Origin of the sequence: Aeromonas sp. QDB30 (genome assembly GCF_027707645.1) — a bacterium.
GTDB lineage: Bacteria > Pseudomonadota > Gammaproteobacteria > Enterobacterales > Aeromonadaceae > Aeromonas > Aeromonas caviae.
This window is the reverse complement of record NZ_JAPCIY010000010.1, coordinates 44,690-65,488: the sequence shown is the minus strand read 5'-3', so window position 1 is coordinate 65,488 and position 20,799 is coordinate 44,690. Positions and strand designations below refer to the sequence as shown.

Annotated in this window: 18 protein-coding genes; 10 read left to right on the top strand and 8 right to left on the bottom strand. The window is 63.5% G+C overall.

Features of this window, described 5'->3' with window-relative positions:
- Positions 1-27 precede the first annotated feature (27 nt).
- On the top strand, positions 28-399 hold the full coding sequence (gene rcsF / locus PG896_RS05180; protein ID WP_010673578.1) for an Rcs stress response system protein RcsF: 372 nt from the start codon (positions 28-30) through the stop codon (positions 397-399).
- Between the two features lie 8 nt (positions 400-407).
- Positions 408-794: a DUF488 domain-containing protein gene (locus tag PG896_RS05175; protein ID WP_270835459.1), complete on the top strand. Its 387-nt coding sequence runs from the start codon at positions 408-410 to the stop codon at positions 792-794.
- A gap of 71 nt (positions 795-865) precedes the next feature.
- Here PG896_RS05175 and PG896_RS05170 read toward each other — a convergent pair whose 3' ends face one another.
- Positions 866-1,861 (bottom strand): NAD-dependent epimerase/dehydratase family protein, encoded by a 996-nt coding sequence (locus PG896_RS05170; RefSeq protein ID WP_268426260.1) that lies wholly within the window; start codon positions 1,859-1,861, stop codon positions 866-868.
- A gap of 316 nt (positions 1,862-2,177) precedes the next feature.
- Between PG896_RS05170 and tsaA the strand changes: the two genes are divergently transcribed.
- Positions 2,178-2,882 (top strand): tRNA (N6-threonylcarbamoyladenosine(37)-N6)-methyltransferase TrmO, encoded by a 705-nt coding sequence (gene tsaA / locus PG896_RS05165; RefSeq protein WP_041213296.1) that lies wholly within the window; start codon positions 2,178-2,180, stop codon positions 2,880-2,882.
- Positions 2,883-2,929: 47 nt separating this feature from the next.
- Here tsaA and PG896_RS05160 read toward each other — a convergent pair whose 3' ends face one another.
- The 3 genes from PG896_RS05160 to PG896_RS05150 are packed head-to-tail and all read right to left on the bottom strand — an operon-like array spanning position 2,930 to position 6,113.
- Complete coding sequence (locus tag PG896_RS05160) at positions 2,930-4,051, bottom strand: beta-ketoacyl-ACP synthase III (protein WP_043155834.1); 1,122 nt, start codon at positions 4,049-4,051, stop codon at positions 2,930-2,932.
- Between the two features lie 55 nt (positions 4,052-4,106).
- Positions 4,107-5,270, bottom strand: a complete 1,164-nt coding sequence (locus PG896_RS05155) for a vWA domain-containing protein (protein ID WP_270835457.1) — start codon at positions 5,268-5,270, stop codon at positions 4,107-4,109.
- On the bottom strand, positions 5,271-6,113 hold the full coding sequence (locus tag PG896_RS05150) for an AAA family ATPase (RefSeq protein WP_270835456.1): 843 nt from the start codon (positions 6,111-6,113) through the stop codon (positions 5,271-5,273).
- A 163-nt stretch (positions 6,114-6,276) separates the two neighbouring features.
- Here PG896_RS05150 and cysK point away from each other — a divergent pair, with 163 nt between their 5' ends.
- The 5 genes from cysK (at position 6,277) to PG896_RS05125 (ending at position 11,071) form a co-directional block, all read left to right on the top strand.
- Positions 6,277-7,245, top strand: a complete 969-nt coding sequence (cysK, locus tag PG896_RS05145; RefSeq protein WP_010673571.1) for a cysteine synthase A — start codon at positions 6,277-6,279, stop codon at positions 7,243-7,245.
- A 443-nt stretch (positions 7,246-7,688) separates the two neighbouring features.
- Positions 7,689-7,946 carry an HPr family phosphocarrier protein gene (locus PG896_RS05140; RefSeq protein ID WP_005303128.1) on the top strand — a complete coding sequence of 86 codons (258 nt, stop codon included), beginning with the start codon at positions 7,689-7,691 and terminating at the stop codon, positions 7,944-7,946.
- Positions 7,947-7,990: 44 nt separating this feature from the next.
- A complete protein-coding gene (ptsI, locus tag PG896_RS05135) occupies positions 7,991-9,718 on the top strand; it encodes a phosphoenolpyruvate-protein phosphotransferase PtsI (protein ID WP_041213301.1) in 1,728 nt (575 codons plus the stop codon).
- A 43-nt stretch (positions 9,719-9,761) separates the two neighbouring features.
- Positions 9,762-10,271, top strand: a complete 510-nt coding sequence (gene crr / locus PG896_RS05130; protein WP_010673569.1) for a PTS glucose transporter subunit IIA — start codon at positions 9,762-9,764, stop codon at positions 10,269-10,271.
- Positions 10,272-10,525: 254 nt separating this feature from the next.
- Entirely contained in the window at positions 10,526-11,071 is a 546-nt protein-coding gene (locus tag PG896_RS05125) for a cytochrome b (RefSeq protein WP_039039343.1), read from the top strand.
- Between the two features lie 81 nt (positions 11,072-11,152).
- Here PG896_RS05125 and PG896_RS05120 read toward each other — a convergent pair whose 3' ends face one another.
- The 3 genes from PG896_RS05120 to PG896_RS05110 form a co-directional block, all read right to left on the bottom strand.
- The gene (locus tag PG896_RS05120; protein ID WP_270835454.1) at positions 11,153-14,908 is read right to left on the bottom strand and encodes an AAA family ATPase; all 3,756 of its coding nucleotides are present in this window, start codon (positions 14,906-14,908) and stop codon (positions 11,153-11,155) included.
- On the bottom strand, positions 14,905-16,131 hold the full coding sequence (locus PG896_RS05115) for an exonuclease SbcCD subunit D C-terminal domain-containing protein (RefSeq protein ID WP_270835453.1): 1,227 nt from the start codon (positions 16,129-16,131) through the stop codon (positions 14,905-14,907). Before PG896_RS05115 ends, PG896_RS05120 begins: the two co-directional genes overlap by 4 nt.
- A 110-nt stretch (positions 16,132-16,241) precedes the next feature.
- Positions 16,242-16,670 carry a GNAT family N-acetyltransferase gene (locus tag PG896_RS05110; protein ID WP_049636616.1) on the bottom strand — a complete coding sequence of 143 codons (429 nt, stop codon included), beginning with the start codon at positions 16,668-16,670 and terminating at the stop codon, positions 16,242-16,244.
- 179 nt (positions 16,671-16,849) lie between these two features.
- Here PG896_RS05110 and rdgC point away from each other — a divergent pair, with 179 nt between their 5' ends.
- The gene (gene rdgC, locus PG896_RS05105; protein WP_010673564.1) at positions 16,850-17,761 is read left to right on the top strand and encodes a recombination-associated protein RdgC; all 912 of its coding nucleotides are present in this window, start codon (positions 16,850-16,852) and stop codon (positions 17,759-17,761) included.
- A 168-nt stretch (positions 17,762-17,929) separates the two neighbouring features.
- On the opposite strand, the gene PG896_RS05100 is transcribed toward rdgC, so the two are convergent.
- The gene (locus tag PG896_RS05100; protein WP_270835452.1) at positions 17,930-18,547 is read right to left on the bottom strand and encodes an arylesterase; all 618 of its coding nucleotides are present in this window, start codon (positions 18,545-18,547) and stop codon (positions 17,930-17,932) included.
- Positions 18,548-18,659: 112 nt separating this feature from the next.
- On the opposite strand from PG896_RS05100, the gene ggt reads away from it, so the two are divergent.
- Positions 18,660-20,441: a gamma-glutamyltransferase gene (gene ggt, locus PG896_RS05095; RefSeq protein ID WP_203764579.1), complete on the top strand. Its 1,782-nt coding sequence runs from the start codon at positions 18,660-18,662 to the stop codon at positions 20,439-20,441.
- The last annotated feature ends 358 nt before the right edge of the window (positions 20,442-20,799 follow it).

Genomic DNA, 20,799 nt, shown 5'->3' with positions numbered 1-20,799 from the left:
CCACTCGCCACCCAACAAGATGCCGATATGAAACGCCTGATCCTGATGATGCCCCTGATTGCCTCCGGTTGCGCCGACTTCGCCTTCAACAGCAATCTGGACAAGGAAAACTTCGACGAGTACTTCAAGCCGGGGAGCGTGCGGATCTACGAGCAGAGCGAGCTCGCCGACCTCAACTACCTCTACCTCGGCACCGTCGAGGGGGAATCCTGCCAGAGCGATGCCAATCAGGCGGTGCCCAATGCCGGTGAAGCCCGTACCCTGGCCCGCCGCCGCGTGGCGGACATGGGGGGCAACGGCGTCAGCTTCGACAAGTGCGCCGAGTTCAGCGACGTGCCCGGCTGCCTGAAGCAGGTGATCTGCTACGGTCAGGCGCTGAAAGTAGCCGAAGAGAAGTAAGTCCTGCCATGGCGATCGCCATCGTGCGACTCGGCAGCCCCCGCCTCGAGGATGAGGGACTTCGCATCGGCACCGTGCGTCGCCCCCCTCGCGGCGTGCCCAAAGCGGCGTTCGCCAGCCAGGATTGGTACGACGTCTGGTTCCCCAATCTGGCCCCCAGCGCCGAGACCATGAAACTCGGTCAGACTGCCGACACCCCGGCCCGGTGGACCGCCTTCTGCAAGCAGTACAAGGCCGAGATGGCCGCCCCGGCCGCGAGGCACGATCTGGCCCTGCTGGCCGCCCTCTCCCACACCACCCATTTCTCGGTGGGGTGCTACTGCGAACAGGAGTCCCGCTGCCATCGCAGTGTGCTGAGGACCCTGCTGGCCGACGCGGGTGCGGTGCTGCGCTGAGCGCCCGTCATGGATCAACACCCCACATGAGAAGAGGGCACCCTGGGGTGCCCTCTTCTTTATGATGTCAGCTAGTACGCATTCGATGACAGGGGAAGCGCCCCCCGTCGTCGCAGGGCCTGTTCCTCATCAGGGGTCATGCCTGGCAGCGGCCCCCGGGGGTTGCTGGCAAGCCATACCACCAGATCGTCAACCGTCTCCTCCAGAGGGCGAAAGTTCAGCCCATGGACGATGGCGGCCTCGGCGCTGATGGTGCCATACCCTGCATACTCGGGCAGCTCGTTTGGCAGCAGCGTGGGATAGCTTTGCCAGGGCGCCACCCCTGCCGCCATCAGGTCACGCCAGGGAGCCCACTCGAGCTGCAAGGGGGTCGCTGGCGTCAGCCGGGCAGCGAGGCGCTCCACCCAGTCGTTCAGTGCAATGCCGGGCTTGATCAGGTTGAAGCACCCAGCGAGTCGCTGCTCGGCAGCCCGCAGCACGAACTCGGCGCAGTCGCGTACATCCAGGTATTGCAGCCTGTCCTCCCCCTGCCCCGGCAAGAGCCAGTGCCCGCCCCGCTGCACCCGCCTCACCCACCAGGCAAGACGAGCGGTCGGGTCAAAGGGGCCGCAGAGCACGCCGGGGCGCAGGGTGCACAGGCGATCTCCCCAGCGGGCACGATACGCCGACTCGCACAGCACCTTGAGGGGGCCGTAGTCGGTGGGCGCTCCTGCCATCTCGTGCAAGGGGGCCGACTCATCCATGCCGGGTTGGGAAAAATCGCGATAGACACTGATGGTGGAGATGAAGATGAGCCGATCACAGCGCCCCAGCAGAGCGTCAGAGAGTCCTTCGGCCTGTTCGGGGCGATAGCAGCAGGTGTCGATGACCAGATCCCAGTGCCGCCCCTCGCCCCGCAAGGGGGCCAGGTCCCCGTCTCTGTCCCCGTGAAGCTGGGTCAGCTCCCGCCAATCCGGGTGCTGGCGGTGGCCGCGATTGAACAGCGTCACCTCGTGCCCCCAATCCAGGGCCAGCGTGGTCAGGTGGCGACCCAGAAAGCCGGTGCCGCCGATAATCAACAATTTCATCCCTGTCTCTCCTCTATGGCGCCCTCTCCTTGCAGCCCCTCCACGGGCAGCCGAAACGGCCATGGCCTGGCATGGTGAGCACACGTCCCAGGCACACCCTGATGCCGCCAGGCATATCGTCATGGTGCGGGCAGCAGGCTCCTTGCCCGCTCCCCCGCCACCCCTTTTGCCGCCCCACCCTACGCAAGTTGGCACCAGGACACAGCCCCCGGGCACCGGGTCTGGGATCGGGATCACAGGGGCTGCGTCCTGGTGCTCCCCCTGCGTTTTCGGCGTGCCTGTGCTACATTGCCCGGGTTTTCAGCCAGGATCCGCCATGAAGTTCGATATCGATACCCTAGGGATCATCCGCTCTCCCTACAAGGAGAAGTTCGCCATACCCCGCCAGCCCGGTCTGGTCAGCGCGGCTCGCGCCCGCCTCGAACTGCTTCCTCCCTATGATCAGCCCGATGTGCTGCGCGGCATCGAGCAATTCTCCCATCTCTGGATCAGCTTCGTGTTTCACCAGACCATGGATCAGGGCTGGCACCCGACGGTGCGCCCGCCGCGCCTCGGCGGCAACGAGCGGGTCGGGGTCTTTGCCACCCGCTCCACCTTCCGCCCCAACCCCCTTGGCCTCTCCGTGGTCGAGCTGCACGGGGTGGGACGTGAGCGCGGCAAACTCTGGCTCGAGCTGGGCGCCGTGGACTTGCTCGACGGCACCCCCGTCGTCGACATCAAGCCCTATGTCCCCTATGCCGACAGCCTGCCCCACGCCCGTGGCGGTTTCGCCCCCGATGCCCCCACCCCGCCGCTGGCGGTGAGCTTCAGCGCCCAGGCCGAGCAGCAGCTCGCCCCCTGGCTCAAGGCCCACCCGGAGCTGCGTGAACTGGTGAGGGAGGTGCTGGCTCAGGATCCCCGCCCTGCTTACAAGAAGGGCAAGCCGGATGACAAGGTGTACGGTGTCAGATTGTTCGATGTGAACGTGCGATTTCAGATAAAAGAACCGCAATGTCAGGTGCTGACCATCGAACCTGCTTGAAAAATGCCACCCTCCCGGGTGGCTTTTTTATGGGCAAAACAGGGTGCTCAGCGCCGCCGCAGCAGCAGGCTGCCGATGGAGTAACCGGCCCCAAAGGAGCAGAGCACCCCGCGAGCCCCGCTCGGCAGATCCTGGTTGAAGAGGTGGAAGGCGATGATGGAACCCGCCGAGCTGGTGTTGCCGTAGCGGTCGAGGATGACAGGCGCCTCCTGCTGGCTGGCGTCATGGCCCAGCAACTTGCGGCCGATGAACTGGTTCATGGTGAGGTTGGCCTGATGGAGCCAGAGCCGGCTCAAGCCATCGGCCGCCCATCCCTGCTCCGCCAGCTGGGAGGCTATCTGATCGCACACCAGGGGCAGCACCTCCTTGAACACCTTGCGCCCCTGCTGGCGGAACAGCTTGTCGTCGCCGTAGCGGGTGCGCGGGCTGAGCCGGTTCAGGAAGCCGAAGTTGTTGCGGATGTTGTTGGAGTACTGGGTCACCAGCTTGCTGGCCACCAGTTGCCAGGGGTTGGCCACCTGGCAATCGGCCTCCCGCTCCAGCAGCACGGCGGTACAGGCGTCGCCGAAGATGAAGTGACTGTCCCGATCGCGGAAGTTGAGGTGACCCGAGCAGATCTCCGGATTGACCACCAGCGCCAGCCGGGCGGTGCCTGCCGCCAGCATGTCTGCGGCGGTCTTGATCCCGAAGGTGGCGGAAGAGCAGGCCACGTTCATGTCGAACGCCAGGCCGCTGGCGCCGAGATAGTGCTGCAATTCAATGGCCAGCGCCGGGTAGGGGCGCGGCATGTTGGAGGCGGCGACGATGACAAGATCGATCTCCCCCGGTTCACGACCGGCGGCGATCAGCGCCTGCTCGGCGGCCGCCACCGCCATCTCCACCATGATGGAGGGCTGATCGTCCGGGCGCTCCGCCATGAGCGGTTGCATGATGTCGGGATCCAGCACCCCCTCGCTGCTCACCAGATAGCGGCTCTTGATGCCGGAGGCCTTCTCGATGAACTCGCAGCTCGAGTGCTGCTTGGCAGGCAGCTGCCCTGCATCGATGGCGGAGGCGTTCTCCTCGTTGTAGAGATCCACATACTGGTTGAAGGCCGCCACCAGCGCTTCATTGCTGACGGCAAAGGGAGGGGTATAGAGGCCTGAGCCACTGATTACGATAGAGGTCATCTTTGCTCCTGGCCGGGTGCAATCCCGGCTTGTCTGTTTTTTAGGGTTCAGAGGGTCACAGCTGGTCGATGGCCGCAGCCAGACCCGCCAGGGTCAGCGGGTGCATCCGCCCGCCGATCAATTCGTTCATCAACTTGATGGAGGGGTGCCACAGCCACTCCTGCCTTGGCAGCGGATTGACCCACACCATCTTGGGGAAATGTTGTTGCAGGCGCCCGAGCCACACCTGGCCGGGCTCCTCGTTCCAGTACTCTACGCTGCCACCTGGCCAGGTGATTTCATAGGGGCCCATCTTCGCATCCCCCACCACCATCACCCTGTAGTCGCTGCCGTAGGTGCGCAGCAGCCGCAGGGTATCGAACCGATCATCAAGGCGCCTGGCATTGTCCTGCCAGACGAAGTCGTAGAGGCAGTTGTGAAAATAGAAGAACACCAGGTGCTTGAACTCGTGGCGCAGGGCCGAGAAGAGGCGCTGCACCTCGGCCACATGGGCATCCATGGAGCCCCCCACATCGAAGAAGACCAGCAGCTTGACCCCGTTGTGGCGCTCGGGCCGCAGCTTCACATCGAGCCAGCCTTGCCTGGCCGAGCTTTGGATGGTGTCGTCGAGATCCAGCTCGTCGAGATTGCCCCGGCGCACCCAGCGCCTGAGCTTGCGCAGGGCGAGCTGGATGGCGCGCTGCCCCAGGGGCGAGTCGTCACTGAAGTTGCGAAAGTGGCGCGCTTCCCACACCTTGGTCGCCCGCCCGTGCTGGTCCTCTCCCCCCATGCGGATCCCTTCCGGGTGATAGCCGCCGTGACCGAACGGGCTGCTGCCCCCGGTGCCGACCCACTTGTTGCCGCCGGCGTGACGCTCCTTCTGCTCGTTCAAGCGCTGGTTGAGGGTCGCCAGCAGCTTGTCCAGCCCGCCAAGGGATTGGAGCAACGCCTTCTCCTCGGCGCTCAATAGCCGCTCGAACTCCTGGCGCAGCCAGTCGTCAGGCAGGCTCTCCGGCAACAGGGGGATGGCGGCCAACCCCTCGTAATACTCGGCGAAGGCGCGATCGAAGCGATCATAGTGAGCCTCGTCTTTCACCAGCAGGCAGCGGGATAGCTGGTAGAACTCGTCCATGTCGAGGCTGGCCAGCTGGGCAGCCAGCGCCGCGTGCAGGTCGAGCAATTCGCGCAGGCTGCAAGGAAGCTTGTGGCGGCGCAGGTGAAGGAAGAAGTCGATGAGCATTCAGCCGCCGCGGCGCGCCAGAAAGGCGAGCTTCTCGAAGAGGTGCAAGTCCTGCTCCGTCTTGAGCAGGGCACCGTAGAGTGCGGGCACCAACTTGCCGGGCTCACGGGTGCGCAGGGCTTCGGGGGCGATATCGTCGGCCAACAGCAGCCGGATCCAGTCCAGTAGCTCCGAGGTGGACGGCTTCTTGCGCAGCCCCTCTACCTCGCGCAGCTCGAAGAAGAGCTCCATCGCCTCGTCGAGCAGCCGCTCCTTGAGGTTTGGGTAGTGGAGCTTCACGATGGCCTGCATCTCGGCCTTGTCGGGGAAGCGGATGTAGTGGAAGAAACAGCGGCGCAGGAAGGCGTCCGGCAGCTCTTTTTCGTTGTTGGAGGTGATGATGACCACGGGTCGCTGGCGCGCCTTCACGCGCTCGCCGGTCTCGTAGACATCGAACTCCATCCGATCCAGCTCCAGCAGCAGATCGTTGGGAAACTCGATGTCCGCCTTGTCGATTTCATCGATAAGCAGCACTGGCCGCTGCTCTGCGCTGAAGGCCTGCCACAGCTTGCCCCGGCGGATGTAGTGGCCTATCTCCCCTACCCTGGGGTCGCCGAGTTGGGAGTCTCGCAGCCGGGCGACGGCATCGTATTCGTAGAGCCCCTGCTGGGCCTTGGTGGTGGACTTGATGTGCCAGCTGATGAGCTCGGCGCCCAGGGACTCGGCCACCGCCTCCGCCAGCACCGTCTTGCCCGTACCGGGCTCACCCTTGATGAGCAGCGGCTTCTCCAGCACGATGGCGGCATCGACGGCCATCTTCAGTGCCTGTGATGCGAGATAGCGGTCGCTTCCTGCAAATCCCATGAGATCCCTTCCATTGGATGCCCAGGCAGCGGGAGCCCCCTCGGCAAGAGAGAATAAGTTCTATATGTTGTAATAACATATTGTTATAACGATTCGTCACTTCTCATTCAGAAACCACAGGGTAATCTTGTTTCATCGCCTTAACAAACACAGGGATAGCACCATGAGCAAAATTTTTGAGGACAACAGCCAGACCATAGGCAACACCCCGCTTGTTCGTCTCAACCGTGTTACCAAGGGCCGCGTGCTGGCCAAGATCGAGAGCCGCAACCCGAGCTTCAGCGTCAAGTGCCGGATCGGTGCCAACCTCATCTGGGATGCCGAGAAACGCGGCGTGCTGACCAAGGGCAAGGAGATCATCGAGCCCACCAGCGGCAACACGGGCATTGCCTTGGCATTCGTGGCTGCGGCCCGCGGCTATCCCATCACCCTGACCATGCCGGCCACCATGAGCCTGGAGCGCCGCAAGCTGCTCAAGGCCCTGGGTGCCAACCTGGTACTGACCGAAGGTCCCCTCGGCATGAAGGGCGCCATCGCCAAGGCCAACGAGATCCTCGAATCCGAGCCGGGCAAGTACGTGCTGCTGCAACAGTTTGAAAACCCGGCCAACCCGGAAATCCACGAGCAGACCACTGGCCCCGAGATCTGGGACGCCACCGATGGCGAGGTGGATGTGTTCGTGGCGGGCGTCGGTACCGGCGGCACCATCACCGGGGTCTCCCGCTACATCAAGAAGACCAAAGGCAAGGCCATCGTCTCCGTGGCGGTCGAGCCCAGCGAATCTCCCGTCATCAGCCAGAAACTGGCGGGTGAAGAGATCAAACCGGGTCCGCACAAGATCCAGGGCATCGGCGCCGGCTTCATCCCGGGCAACCTGGATTTGAGCCTGCTGGACCGCGTCGAGCAGGTGAGCAGTGACGAAGCCATCGAGATGGCCCGCCGCCTGATGGAAGAGGAAGGGATCCTGGCCGGTATCAGCTCCGGCGCTGCCGTGGTCGCTGCCAACCGTCTGGCCGAGCAGCCGGAGTTCGAAGGGAAAACGATTGTCGTCATCCTGCCGAGCGCCGCCGAGCGTTACCTCTCCAGCGCCCTCTTCGCCGGTGTGTTCAGCGAGCAGGAATTGCAGCAGTAGTTGATCAGCCAACACCAAAACGACGGCGCTCCTCGGAGCGCCGTTTTCATTATGCGCTAAACTCTCTAGCCACCAGTGCCACTCGGCCCCTTATTTTTTGGGGTAAAATAACAAACTTGGATATGACAAAAAAAGCAGACATTCTGTGATAAATCTCATATCCTGTGCGGCGTCACGAGGTGTTTGCTGGCAAGGTATCACAAGGTAACAAAGTGTTATTTTTCGTTATAAAATAATTTCAGGCCAGGCCTGACGCGGCTTGCAGCCTGATAGCGAAAAAATACCTGGCCACAACGCCGAATACTGCACAGAAAATTGACCTGGATTAAACCATTGCAGGTCTGATTTCGTTACTTTACAACATATCCATACTGACACGGTGAGACAGGAAGCCTCATTGGCGACCATCTCTCCAAACAATATCAATAATATGGGGTGAAACCATGTACGAGAAGTCTGTTGTTATTACTGCTGAAAACGGCCTGCACACCCGTCCTGCAGCTCAGTTCGTGAAAGAAGCCAAAGAATTCCAAAGCGAGATCACTGTGGTCTCCGGTGGCAAATCCGCCAGCGCCAAGAGCCTGTTCAAGCTCCAGACCCTGGGTCTGACCAAAGGCACCAACGTGACCATCCAGGCTGACGGCCCGGACGCTCAGAAAGCCGTTGAGAAGCTGGTTGCCCTGATGGACGAGCTGGAGTAATCCAGCTTTATTCCTCCCCCACAGTCGTTTTAATAGGAAGGATTATGATATCTGGCATTCTTGCGTCCCCCGGTATCGCATTCGGTAAGGCGCTTCTTCTGAAAGAAGATGAAATCGTTATCAATCAAGGCAAGATTCCCGCCGAACAGATTGATGCCGAGATCAACCGCTTCCTCGAAGCCCGCACCAAGTCAGCCGCACAGCTGGAAGCCATCAAAGAGATGGCCGGTCGCACCTTCGGTGAAGAAAAAGAGGCCATCTTCGAAGGCCACATCATGCTGCTCGAAGATGAAGAGCTGGAAGGGGATATCAGATCCTTCATCAAAGAACACAAAGCCTCTGCCGACAGAGCCGTTCACGAGGTGATCGAACAGTACGCCAAGATGATGGCCGATCTGGATGACCCCTATCTGCGTGAGCGCGCCACCGACTTCCGTGACATCGGCACCCGTCTGGTCAAGAACGTACTGGGCATCGCCGTTGTCAACCTGAGCACCATCGACGAAGAGGTCATCCTGGTCGCCAAAGACCTGACCCCGTCTGAAACCGCTCAGATCAACCTGAAATACGTGCTGGGCTTCGTCACCGACATCGGTGGCCGTACCTCCCACACCTCCATCATGGCCCGCTCCCTGGAGCTGCCGGCCGTCGTGGGCACCAACGACATCACCGAGCGCGTCAAGAACGGTGACATGCTGGTGCTGGATGCGATCAACAACCAGGTCATCATCAACCCGACCGCCGACCAGTTGAACGAAGCCAAGAAGTTCCAGGCCCAGTTCCAGGCAGAGAAGGACGAGCTGGCCAAGCTCAAAGACCTGCCTGCCATTACTCTGGATGGCCACCAGGTCGAAGTGTGCGCCAACATCGGGACCGTCAAGGATACCGAGGGTGCCATCCGCAACGGCGCCGAAGGCGTGGGTCTGTACCGTACCGAGTTCCTGTTCATGGACCGTGACGCGCTGCCGACCGAAGACGAGCAGTTCAAGGCTTACAAGGAAGTGGCCGAAGCCATGCCGGATCAACCGATCATTGTCCGTACCATGGACATCGGCGGCGACAAAGAACTGCCCTACATGAATTTCCCGAAAGAGATGAACCCCTTCCTGGGCTGGCGTGCCGTGCGTATCTTCTTCGATCGCACCGACATCATGCACGCCCAGCTGCGGGCCATCCTGCGTGCGTCTGCCTTCGGCAAACTGCGCATCATGTTCCCGATGATCATCTCCGTCGAAGAGTTCCGCAGCCTGAAGGCTACCGTGGAGACGCTGAAAGCCGAACTGCGTGCCGAAGGCAAAGCCTTTGATGAATCCATCGAAGTGGGTATCATGATCGAGACCCCGGCCGCGGCCGTGATGGCTCATCATCTGGCCAAGGAAGTGGATTTCTTCAGTATCGGTACCAACGACCTGACCCAGTACACCCTGGCTGTCGACCGTGGTAACGAGATGATTTCCGCCATGTACAACCCGCTGTCACCCTCCGTCCTGACCCTGATCAAGATGGTGATCGACGCTTCCCATGACAATGGCAAGTGGACCGGTATGTGCGGTGAACTGGCTGGTGACGAACGCGCCACCCTGCTGCTGCTGGGTATGGGTCTGGATGAGTTCTCCATGAGCGCCATCTCTGTACCGCGTATCAAGAAGCTTATCCGCAACACCAACTTCGAAGATGTGAAGGCCATGGCCGACCAGGCGCTGAGCTTTGCCACCGCCGCCGAAATCGAAGCGTGCGTAGATAACTTTATTAAGCAGAAGGCAGTCTGCTAAGATCGGCTGCAAACAGCGACAATCATCTCTAGGAGCTTTTACTATGGGTCTGTTCGACAAACTGAAGAAACTGGTTTCCGACGACAGTTCTGACACTGGCGGCATCGAAATCTTTGCTCCGCTGTCCGGCGAAATCGTCCCCATCGAAGATGTGCCTGACGTCGTCTTCGCCGAGAAGATCGTCGGCGACGGCATCGCCATCAAGCCGGCCGGCAACAAGATGGTTGCTCCGTGCGACGGCACCATCGGCAAAATCTTCGAGACCAACCACGCGTTCTCTCTGGAGTCCGACTCTGGTATCGAGCTGTTCGTTCACTTCGGTATCGACACCGTCGAGCTGAAGGGTGAAGGTTTCACCCGTATCGCTCAGGAAGGTCAACAGGTCAAGCGCGGTGACACCATCATCGAGTTCGATCTGGCCGTTCTGGAAGCCAAAGCCAAGTCTACCCTGACACCTGTGGTCATCTCCAACATGGACGAGATCAAAGAGCTGGTGAAGATGACTGGCGCCGTGACCGTGGGCGAAACCCCGGTGATCCGCATCAAGAAATAATGCGCCCTGGCCTGACGCCAGCGACCGCCAAAAACCGAAGCCTGGTGCTTCGGTTTTTTTTTGCCCCTTCCATCTCCCGATACTCCATGGGCTCCCGCACAGGTCAGCATGACGGCAAACAGGCAGAAATGTTATCGAGATCAACACGGGCATAAGCAAGCCGAGTACCCTCAAGAGGGATACCTGCGGGTCCTTTGGCTCGATATGAGACGGGATGAAAAGAGATAAGCCGCTTAAGTGGCGAGGAGACAACGATGCTGAGAAATTCCGAACAACGTTATGGCAGCCTGAGCATAGGGCTGCACTGGTTGACCTTGCTGCTGATGATCGCCGTCTACGGCCTGATGGAGTTCAGGGACATCTTCCCCAAAGGGTCGGCCGGACGCGACCTGATGAAGGAGTTTCACTTTATGGTGGGTCTGCTGATCCTGGCGCTGGTGGTCGTGCGCCTGCTGGTGCGCGTGGGTAGCCCTTCACCGCGTATCGTGCCCGAGCTCTCCCCCCTGATGCTCACGCTGGCCAAGCTCGCCCATCTGGCGCTCTATGGCTTCCTCATCCTCACCCCGCTGCTGGGCTGGCTGCTGTTGAGCGCAGGGGGCAAGCCCATTCCCTTCTTCGGCCTGGCGCTCCCCGCCCTCATCGCCCCCGATGACGGCCTGAAGGGCACCATCAAGGAGCTGCACGAGACGCTGGCCAACATTGGCTATGCTCTGATTGCCCTGCACGCAGCGGCAGCCATCTACCACCACCATGTGCTCAAGGACAACACCCTGACCAATATGCTGCCCGAGCGCAAATAACCAGCAACGGGTTGCACACCAACAAAAAGGCCCCTGTGACAGGGGCCTTTTTGCTCATGGAGGGTCATGGGCGACACGTCGTCAGCCGGGCAACACCACCCGGCTTTCACCGCCACCGAGGGCCTCCACCCGCACCTGCACACCGATCCGCTCCACCAGGGTCTGCACGTGGGAGATGACCCCGATCTGGCGGCCGGCCGCCTGCAGGGAATCGAGGCTGGCGAGCGCCAGATCCAGACTGTCGGGATCGAGGGTGCCGAAGCCCTCGTCGATAAAGAGCGATTCGACCTGGGTCTGGCGCGACGACAGGCTGGAGAGGGCCAGCGCCAGCGCCAGCGACACCAGGAAGCTCTCGCCGCCGGAGAGGGAGTCCACCGAGCGCACCTCGTCCCCCATGTCGAGATCCACCACCTGCAGCGCCAGATCGGTGCCGGGCACCCGCTCCAGTCGATAGCGAGGGGAGAGCTCGGCAAGCTGGGCGTTGGCCTCCAGCAGCAACCGCTCCAGGGTCAGGCTCTGGGCGAAGGTACGCAGCTTGGCGCCGCTGGCCGAACCAATGAGATCGGAGAGTCGCTGCCAGTGATCCGCCACCGCCTGCTGGGCGGCCAGTTCCTCCTGCAGGGTGCCCGCCTTGAGGGCCGCCGCCTCCGCCTGTGCCAGCGTGCTCTTGCACTGGAACAGCTGCTCGTCGAGGGCGCGGCAGTGCGCCTCCAGCGCCGTCAGCCGGCTGGCGAGCTCCTCTGGCGCCAACGCGGCCAGCTCGGGGTGATGCTCGCGGTAACGATCCCGCTTGCTCTCCTCCAGCGCCAGCGCCCGCTGCCGCTCGGTCAAACGGGTACGCGCCTCGGCGCGGGCATCCTCCAGCGCCTGCAAGGCGGCGCGGCGCCCCTTGAGCTCATCCGGGCTCATGGCCAGCAGGCGGCGCAGATCATATTCGGCGATGCCGAGGCTGCTGGCGTGGGCAGCCCAGCGCCCCAGCACCTCCCGTCGCCGCCGGCTGCTCACCTGCTTCTCCTGCTCCAGATGGCTGAGACGGGTCTTGAGCTCGGTCTGGCGCTCGCGCAGGATGCGGGCCGCCCCCTGCATCGTCTCCAGCTCGCTGGCCAGTTGCTGCAGCCGCTGCTGCCAGCGGCTCTCGACCAGGGCAATCTCCTCCCCCCCCAGACAGGTGGCACGACTGGTAACCAGCCCCTGCCGTTGCTGTTCATGTTCCTTGTAGTCGCGCTCGAGCTTGTGCAGCAGCTCACGCTGGGTCTGCAGGCGCGCCTCCTGAGCACTCAGGGCCGGGGTGAGGCTGGCAATCTCGCCGGTCAGCCGCTCCCACTCGCTCTGGCCGTGCAGCCAGGCCTCGCAGGCCCGCTGCCACTCGCGCCACTGCTGGCTGCCCAGCCACTGACGCCAGGGCTGGCCTCCCATCTGCTCGTCGAGCCGGCTGCCCCCCTGCTCAAGGCGCTGGCGCAGGGTCGTTTCCTGCTCGCCCATCCCCTTCACCTCCCCTTCCAGGGCGATGCGCTGACGATCGGCCTCCTGCCACTGCTGCTCGAACTGCTGGTGCTGGCTGGCCAGCTGGCTCAGCTGCTGGCGCACGGCCTGCAACTGCTGCTGCCCCTGCTGGGCCTCGCGCAGTTGCTGCTGGCTACGGGCCAGCCCCTGCTCCAGGCTCTGGCCACGGCCCAGCAGGGTACTCATCAACTCGTTCCACTCGATCGGGCTCTGACGCAGCGGCAGCGGATGGCCCAGCAGCTCGGCACCGCCGAGCTGCTGCCAGCGCTGGGTCAGCTGCTCGGCGCGCGTCTCCAGCTCAGGCAGATGCTGCTGGCGCACCGCCAGCTGGCGGGCCAGCTCCTGGCGCTCGCTCTCGCACTGAATGTATTGGTGATTGAGCCGCTCCCACTCGAGCTCCAGGCTGCGGACGCGCTCCGCCAACTGCCCCAGAATGCCGGCCACCTGTGGCTGGCTCTGGTGATAGGGGTGCTCCTCGGCGCCGCAGAGCGGGCAAGGTTCACCGTCGCGCAGGATGTGGCGATGCTGCTCGAAACTGGCGATGGCGCGGGACTGCTCCAGCGCATGGCGCGCCTCGTCCCGTTGCAGGGCGAGCCGCTCGCGGGCCGGCGTCAGCTCGTCGCCGAGGATGGCCAGCTTGCCGAGCGCCTGCTCCAGCTGGGCGATCTCCTGCTGCAGGCGACCATGCTGCTCACCGTGATTGCGGCCATAGTCCGCCAGCTCCAACAGCTGGCGCAGCTGGCCCAGCTGCTCAGTCTGCCCTTGCCACTGCTCCTGCGCCTTGGCCAGACGCCCCTCCCACTGCTGCTCCTGCAGCTCGTGCTGTTGCTGCTGCAGTCGCTCCTGCTCGCGCTGCCAATAGTCGCGCTCCTGCTGCCCCTGTTCCAGCTGATGTTGCAACTGCCTGAGGGCGCGCAGCTTGTGTTCGCGCAGGGTGAGCAGTTGCTGCAGCCTGTCGGCATCCTCGGCCCAATCCTGCATGGCGGTGAGCAGGGGCTGCCACTGGCGGGCCACCGGCGCCAGCTCCTTGTGCTCCTCAAGCCAGGCACCCCACTGCTGGTGCTGGCCCTTGAGCTGCTCCACCTGCTGGCACTGCTGGCGCCAGCCCTGCTCCAGGGTGAGCTGCACCTCCCGCTCCTGCGCCCCCTCCTGCTGGATCTTCTGCAGTTGCTGCTGCTTTTCCCGAATGCGGGTGTCGAGCTCCTGCGCCCGTTTGAGTTCAGGCTGCAGGGCGCCCCACTCGCGCTCGGCGGCGATCTTCTCCGCCAGCAGTTGCTGTTCGGTGAGGGCGCTCTGCTGGGTCTTCTCCTCCAGCTTGCCAAGTTCAGGGCCAAGCTCGGCCTGCGCCTTCTCCTGCTGCTGCACCTCCAGGGTGAGGCGAGCCAGTTCGTCGTGATCCGCGCGGGCCACCTGGGCTTGCTCAGCGCGGGCGAACTCCTCGCGCTCGGGGGCGGCCGCACCGTGGGCCGCCTCGGCTGCGGCAAGAGCCACTTCCCCCTCCTCACAGGCCTGCTGCTGGGCGGCGATGCGGCCGTTGAGATCGCGCAAATACTGCATCAGCTGCTGTTGCTGCTGCTCGTGTTTGAGGCTGGTGGCGAGGTTGACCTGCTGGCTCACCCACTGCTCGCGGGTCACCTCGTCCATCAGCGCCACGTCGCCGAGCCGCTGGCTGATGGCGGCAAGTTTCTGCTGCTCCTCCCGCGCCCGTTCATGGGTCTGGACCGAAATGGCGGAGTAGAGCTCGGTGCCGGTCATCCGTTCGAGCAGGGCCGAACGCTCGTCGGCGCTCGACTTGAGGAAGGCGGCAAACTCCCCCTGCGGCAGGATGACGGCGCGGCGAAACTGCTCCCAGGAGAGTCCCACCAGCTCGTCGAAGCGATCCTGCAGCTCCCGCTTGCTGCCACTGAATACCTGGCCCGACGCCACGTCGGTCAGGCTGCGCTCCTGGGCCTGAAAGCGCCCCTCGGCGCGGTTGCGAGCCCGGCGCACCGCCCAGCGGGCCAGCCAGATGCGGCCGTCACAGCCGCGAAACTGCACCTCGGCAAAACCGCTGGCGTGACCACGGCTGAGGATGCCGCGCACGTCGTTGGCCTTGAGCTTCTCCTCGTCATCCATGCGGCCCACTTCGGCGACATTCTTGCGATTGGCGATAAAGCGCGGCATCTCGTCGTAGAGCGCCAGACAGATGGCATCGAGCAGGGTGCTCTTGCCAGCGCCGGTATTGCCGGTGATGGCAAACAGGCCGGCGGCCCCCAGGGCGCCACCGGCAAAATCGATGGTGAATTGACCGGTCAGGCTGGCCAGATTCTCCCCTGACAGCGACAAGATTTTCATTGGCTGGACTCCTTCACCTGCTCCAGGATCTCTTCAAACGACGCCACCAGCTCGGCCTCCGGCTCCCCGTCGAACTGACGCTGATAGCAGAGGCGAAACACCTCGGTGGGGGAGAGCTCATCGAGCCGGCGCTGGCCGGCACCGTCCGCCAGCCCCTGGCCCGAGCCCTGATAACTGGTCGTGATGCGGGCAAGGCGCACCGGCTTGTCGCCGATGGCGGCCAGTACGCGCTCGCGGATGCGGGCCTCGGGTTTGGGCAGCAGCAGCCGTACCTCGAGGAAGGGCTGTGCTTCTTGTGGGCAAGGGTGCAGCGCCAGCGCCTCGATGGCTTTGAGCGCCTCGTCGAGGCCGCTCTGGGGCAGGCGGATCATCTTCACCGCGCGGGGCACCGGGATCCGCTCAAGGCGGGCCAGTTTGCCCCTCTCAAACGTCACCTCCAGCACCTGATGGTTGTAATTCGCCTCGGCCAGCGAGAGCGGCAGCGGCGAGCCGCTGTAGTGCACCCCCTCGGCCGGGCTCTGGGCCAGGTGCAGGTGACCCAGCGCCGTGTAGTCGGCAGCGGCAAACAGTTCGGCAGGCAGGGCATGCTGGTTGCCGCCGAGCACTCGCCGCTCGGAGAGCTCGGAGAGCTGGCCCGCCGCCAGATAGGCGTGGCCCATGGCGATGAGGGCCTGATCCGGATTGCAGCGCGCCCGCCCCTCGCTCAGCACCGCTTTATAGACCTGGCGCACCCCTTCGATGAGTCTGTCCTGCCCCTCGCTGAGCCCGTCGGGGCGCAGATCGCTGCTGCGCAGAAACGGCACGGCGGCGCACCAGGCGGCCACCTCGCCGTTTTTGCCTCGCAGCGGCACCAGCAGGCGCTCGGTCTCGAGGTGCCCCTCGTCGTCCCGACTGATGCTGCCCACCAGATGCAGGTCGAAGGCGCGCAGCAGCTCATGGGGGGCATCCAGCTTGGAGGGGGAGTCGTGGTTGCCGCCGATGAGCACCATCTCCAGTGCCGGGTGCTCGGCCCGCAGCCGTGCCAGGAAGCGGTAGAGCTGCTGCCAGGCACTGGCGGGAGGGTTGGCGGTGTCGAACAGATCGCCCGCCACCAGCAGGGCGTCGATGTCGCGGGTCTTGATGGTGTCGGCCAGCCAGTCGAGGAAGGCGTCGTGTTCGAAGCGGCGGTCGTGGCCGTGAAGCTGATGACCGAGGTGCCAGTCGGCGGTGTGCAGGATCTTCATGGAAAACGGCTCGATAAGGAGAAGAGAGCGGGGGCGAGGGCGCCCCGGGATGGAGACAAGATGAGGATGGTGCCCCCCGTTTTCAACCGTGGCAGCCCCAGACGTCAGATTCAGACGGCTTGGTAATGCATCTGGTACTGAAGATGGCCGGTGAGGGGATCGGGCACCTCCCCCCCGATTTCAAAGCCGTGGCGGCGGTAGAAACGCACCGCCGGCTCGTTCTCCACGAAAACCCGTGTATACAGCTCGGCACATCTGGATCTGGCTTCCTGCAACAGGGCGTGCCCCACCCCCCGCCCCTGCCTATCGGGGCGCACGAAGAGTGCAGCCAGGTAATCATCCACCAGCGCCATGAAGCCGAGCAGGTCCCCTCGCTCCTCGAACACCCAGATGCGGGCGTGATCGAGGTAGCGGGTACGCAGCTCCTCCTGAGCCTGCCACCAGCAGGAGGCATCGACGAAATCGTGGGCCTGCAGGGAGGCCAGGAGCCAGATTTCGACGATCTCTTCCATGTCTTCCGGCCGACTCTGTCTCAACATGGTCGCCTCCTTGTCTGCAATGTGAACACTCGCAGTCTAGGGGAGTTGGGCCCGCTCCCGGGGGATCAAGATGGGGCCCTGTGAGGTCGATCGCCCTTTATTTAGCGAGAATGATTGGCTGATCACAAAGCGCCTCTCTAGTACAATGCCCGCCGGACAATCTAGAGACCGAGGACGCCATGTGGTTTAAAAACCTGCAGATTTACCGCTTTACCCGCCCCTTCGACCTGACCGTTGAGCAGCTGGAAACCCAGCTGGAAGCCTGCGCCTTCACCCCCTGCGGCAGTCAGGACATCTCCCGGTTCGGGTGGGTCAAGCCCCTTGGCAAATTCGGCTCCACCCTGACCCACGCCGCCTCTGGCCACATCCTGCTGTGCGCTCGCAAGGAAGAGAAGATGCTGCCCGGCACCGTGGTCAAGGAGATGCTGGCGGAGAAGGTAGAGGCCATTGAATTCGAGCAGGGTCGCGCCCTCAAGAAGAAAGAGAAGGAGGCGCTGAAAGAGGAGATCATGCACACCCTGCTGCCCCGCGCCTTCAGCCGCACCAGCCAGACCTTCGCCTGGATAAACCCTGCCGACAACCTGATGGTGGTGGATGCAGGCTCCGCCAAGAAAGCGGACGATCTGCTGGCGCTCCTGCGCAAATCCATCGGCTCCCTGCCGGTGGTGCCGGTGGCCCTCAAGAACCCGCCCGAGATCACCATGACCGAGTGGCTCAACGAGGGCAACCTGCCCGCCGCCTTCACCCTGGAGGACGAAGCCGAGCTGCGCAGCGCCATGGAGCACGGCGGCATCATCCGCTGCAAGCAGCAGGATCTGATGAGCGAGGAGATCAAGAACCACCTGGCCAACGACAAGCTGGTGACCAAGCTGGCCCTCAACTGGGGCGAAACCCTGAGCTTCGTGCTGGGGGACGATCTCTCCATCAAGCGCCTCAAGTTCAGCGAAGAGCTGCGCGAGCAGAACGACGACGTCACCAGTGAAGATCCCGCCGCCCGCCTGGACGCCGACTTCGCCCTGGTCACCGCCGAGCTCTCCCAGTTCATCCCGGCCCTGTTTGCCGCCCTGGGCGGTGAAGAGCAGTCCATCTAAGCAAATTGGCTCAGCCTGATTGCAAAAAACCGCCTTCACGGCGGTTTTTTCATCTCCATCGGCACCGTCGCCGCGGGCTGGTCCCCTCCGGGGTAGCGCCGCCGCGCAATCTCCTGACCCCATAGGTTGCAGCAGCATGGCGCACTGCCCCGGCAGCATGACATCTCGCTAGAGTGCTCCCCTTTCCTGCAACAGTCGATGAAGTCGCTGCGCCAGGGTGCGGTAACCCTCGGCATTGAAATGCACCGCATCGGACTTCAGGGCCGGGTCTCGCAGCAACTCACCGATGCAGTCGTTGTCCAGCACCAGCCCGTACTGCTCTGCCAGCTCCCCGTAGAGGGGGGCGCCATCGGCAAACAGGGATTTTCGGGGCACCCCGACAAGCAGGATCTGGGCCCCGCTCCCCTGCACCGCCTCTATCATGGCAGCGAGATTGGCCTTGAGGGCCGCCTCCCCGCTGCCACGCAGGATGTCGTTGCCCCCCTCCAGCAGGATGACCAGAGCGGGTCTGTGCCGGGCCAGCAACCCGGGCAGGCGGGCCCTGCCGGCCTGGCTCAGCTCTCCGGACACCCCGCCATTGACCACGGGATGGCCGCTCAGGTTCGCCAGCACGCTGGGGTAGCTTTGGGACGGGCTCACCCCGCGCCCCTCGGTCAGACTGTCCCCGAAGGCGAGCAGGGTCTCCCCCTGGGCCAGCGGTCTGAAGGTCGGCTCCCCGCAGGCCGTCAGCAACAGGCAGAGCAGCCCCGCCATGCAAGGTTTCGCCAGCGTCCCCAGGTGTGTCATGAGCGCCTCCTTGATAGTTTTGTAACCATATGAGTATTAAGACAAACTTTTAATCAAGCTCCAAGTGTGACACATTTCGGCAGGTGAACAAGAAACCGACAAGGAGCCTGTCATGTCCCTCAAACCCCTCGGCCTGCTGGTCGCCCTCGGCCTGCTTGGCGGCTGCGCCTCCCAGGATGGCTTTCACTATGTCCCTCCTCCCCAGACCCTGATCGCCCCGGAGGCGGCCAGCGGCTGGATTGACAAACCGGGCTGGCAGGGCCGTGACTTCATGGTGGCGGCGGCCAACCCGCTGGCGGTGGATGCGGGCTACCAGATCATCAAGGCGGGGGGCAGCGCCGTCGATGCAGCCATCGCCGTCCAGCTGGTGCTGACCCTGGTGGAGCCCCAATCCTCGGGTATCGGCGGCGGCTCCCTCATGCTGGTGTGGGACGGCAAGCAGGTGGCGGCGGTGGATGGCCGGGAGACGGCCCCCGCCGCTGCCACCGATCAGCTCTTCATGAAGGAGGGCAAACCCATGGCCTTCTATGAGGGGGTGGTGGGCGGGCGCTCCGTCGGCGCCCCCGGCACGGTGCGTGCCCTGGCCCTGGCGCACGAGCGCTATGGCAAGCTGCCCTGGGCCACGCTGTTCGAACCCGCCATCACCCTCGCGGAGCAAGGGTTCGTGATAAGCCCCCGCCTCGCCACCCTGCTGGCAAAAGATCCCTATCTGGCCGGGGATCCGGACGCCCGTGCCTACTTCTATCAGGCGGACGGTACTCCCAAGACGGCAGGTACCCGGCTCACCAACCCGGCCCTGGCCAGGGTGCTGCGTACCCTGGCAAGCGACGGCCCCGACGCCTTCTATCGCGGCCCGCTGGCCGAGGCCATGGTGGCCAAGGTGCACGCCCACCCGACCAACCCCGGGGTGCTGAGCGCCGCCGATCTCGCCAGCTACCGGGCCAAGCTGCGGGACGGGCTCTGCTTTGACTATCGCCAGAGCGAGATCTGCGGCTTCCCGACCCCCTCCTCCGGCACCATCGCCCTTGGCCAGATTTTCGGCATGCTGGAGAGCCGGGACATGGCCGCCCTCAAACCGGTACAGGGGGAGCAGGGTCAACTGGCCGCCTCCAGCGAGGCCATTCACCTCTACAGCGAGGCTGCACGCCTCGCCTTCGCCGATCGCAACCAGTATGTGGCCGACGGCGACGTCGTCGACGTGCCGGTGACAGGTCTGCTGGACAAGGGCTATCTGGCGCAGCGGGGGCACCTTATCGGCAACCGCTCCATGGGCGTCGCCCAGCCCGGCAACCCGCCCCGGGCACTGGCCAGGGGCCGGGACGCCACCCCGGAGCTGCCCTCCACCAGCCACATCTCCATCGTGGACAAGAGCGGCATGGCGGTGGCCATGACCAGCTCCATCGAGGATGGCTTCGGCTCGCGGCTGATGGTCAACGGCTACCTGCTGAACAACCAGCTCACCGACTTCTCCTTCACCTCGGTGGACGCCGCCGGCCTGCCGGTGGCAAACCGGGTGGAGCCCGGCAAGCGCCCCCGCTCCTCCATGTCGCCCCTGCTGGTGTTTGACAAGGCAAGCGGCGAGCTCGAGATGAGCCTGGGCTCCCCGGGAGGCTCGGCCATCATCAACTACGTGGGCAAGGCGCTGCTCGGCACCCAGGATTGGGGGCTCGACCTGCAGCAGGCCATCAACCTGCCCAATTTCGGCAGTCGCAACGGCCCCACCGAGCTGGAGCAGGGGCGCACGCCCGACGCCGTGGTTCAGGGGCTCAAGGCCAGAGGGCACGAGGTCCTGCTTAACGAGCAGACCTCCGGGCTGCAGGGCGTCCAGCGCCATGCCGGCGGCTGGCTGGGGGCCGCAGACCCCAGACGTGAGGGGGTCGCCAGGGGAGAGTGATGCCCCTTCAGCACCCTCGTTCACCATGGAGGAGGCCAGCCTCCTCCATGCCGTGTGCTCATAGGTGTTCTCCCTTGCCTCCCAATATCATCATCGATTGATTATTCCTGCCAATTTTTCTTTAACTGCACACTATTTTCACCCAATCGCAATGCATTAAAGATGCTTTTCATCAAAACCAACGCAAAAACTGGAACAGTGTTGCTCATGGCATATAAATGCATTACTTTTCAATAGAAACGGCATCTGTTGCCCTCAAGATTTCCCTTGATACGGCCAACTTCTGTCTCTTTCGCCCCCTGCTCATTGACAGCTGCCCTCTTCACCTTCGGGTGATCTGGTAGCCCCTGACTGCCAT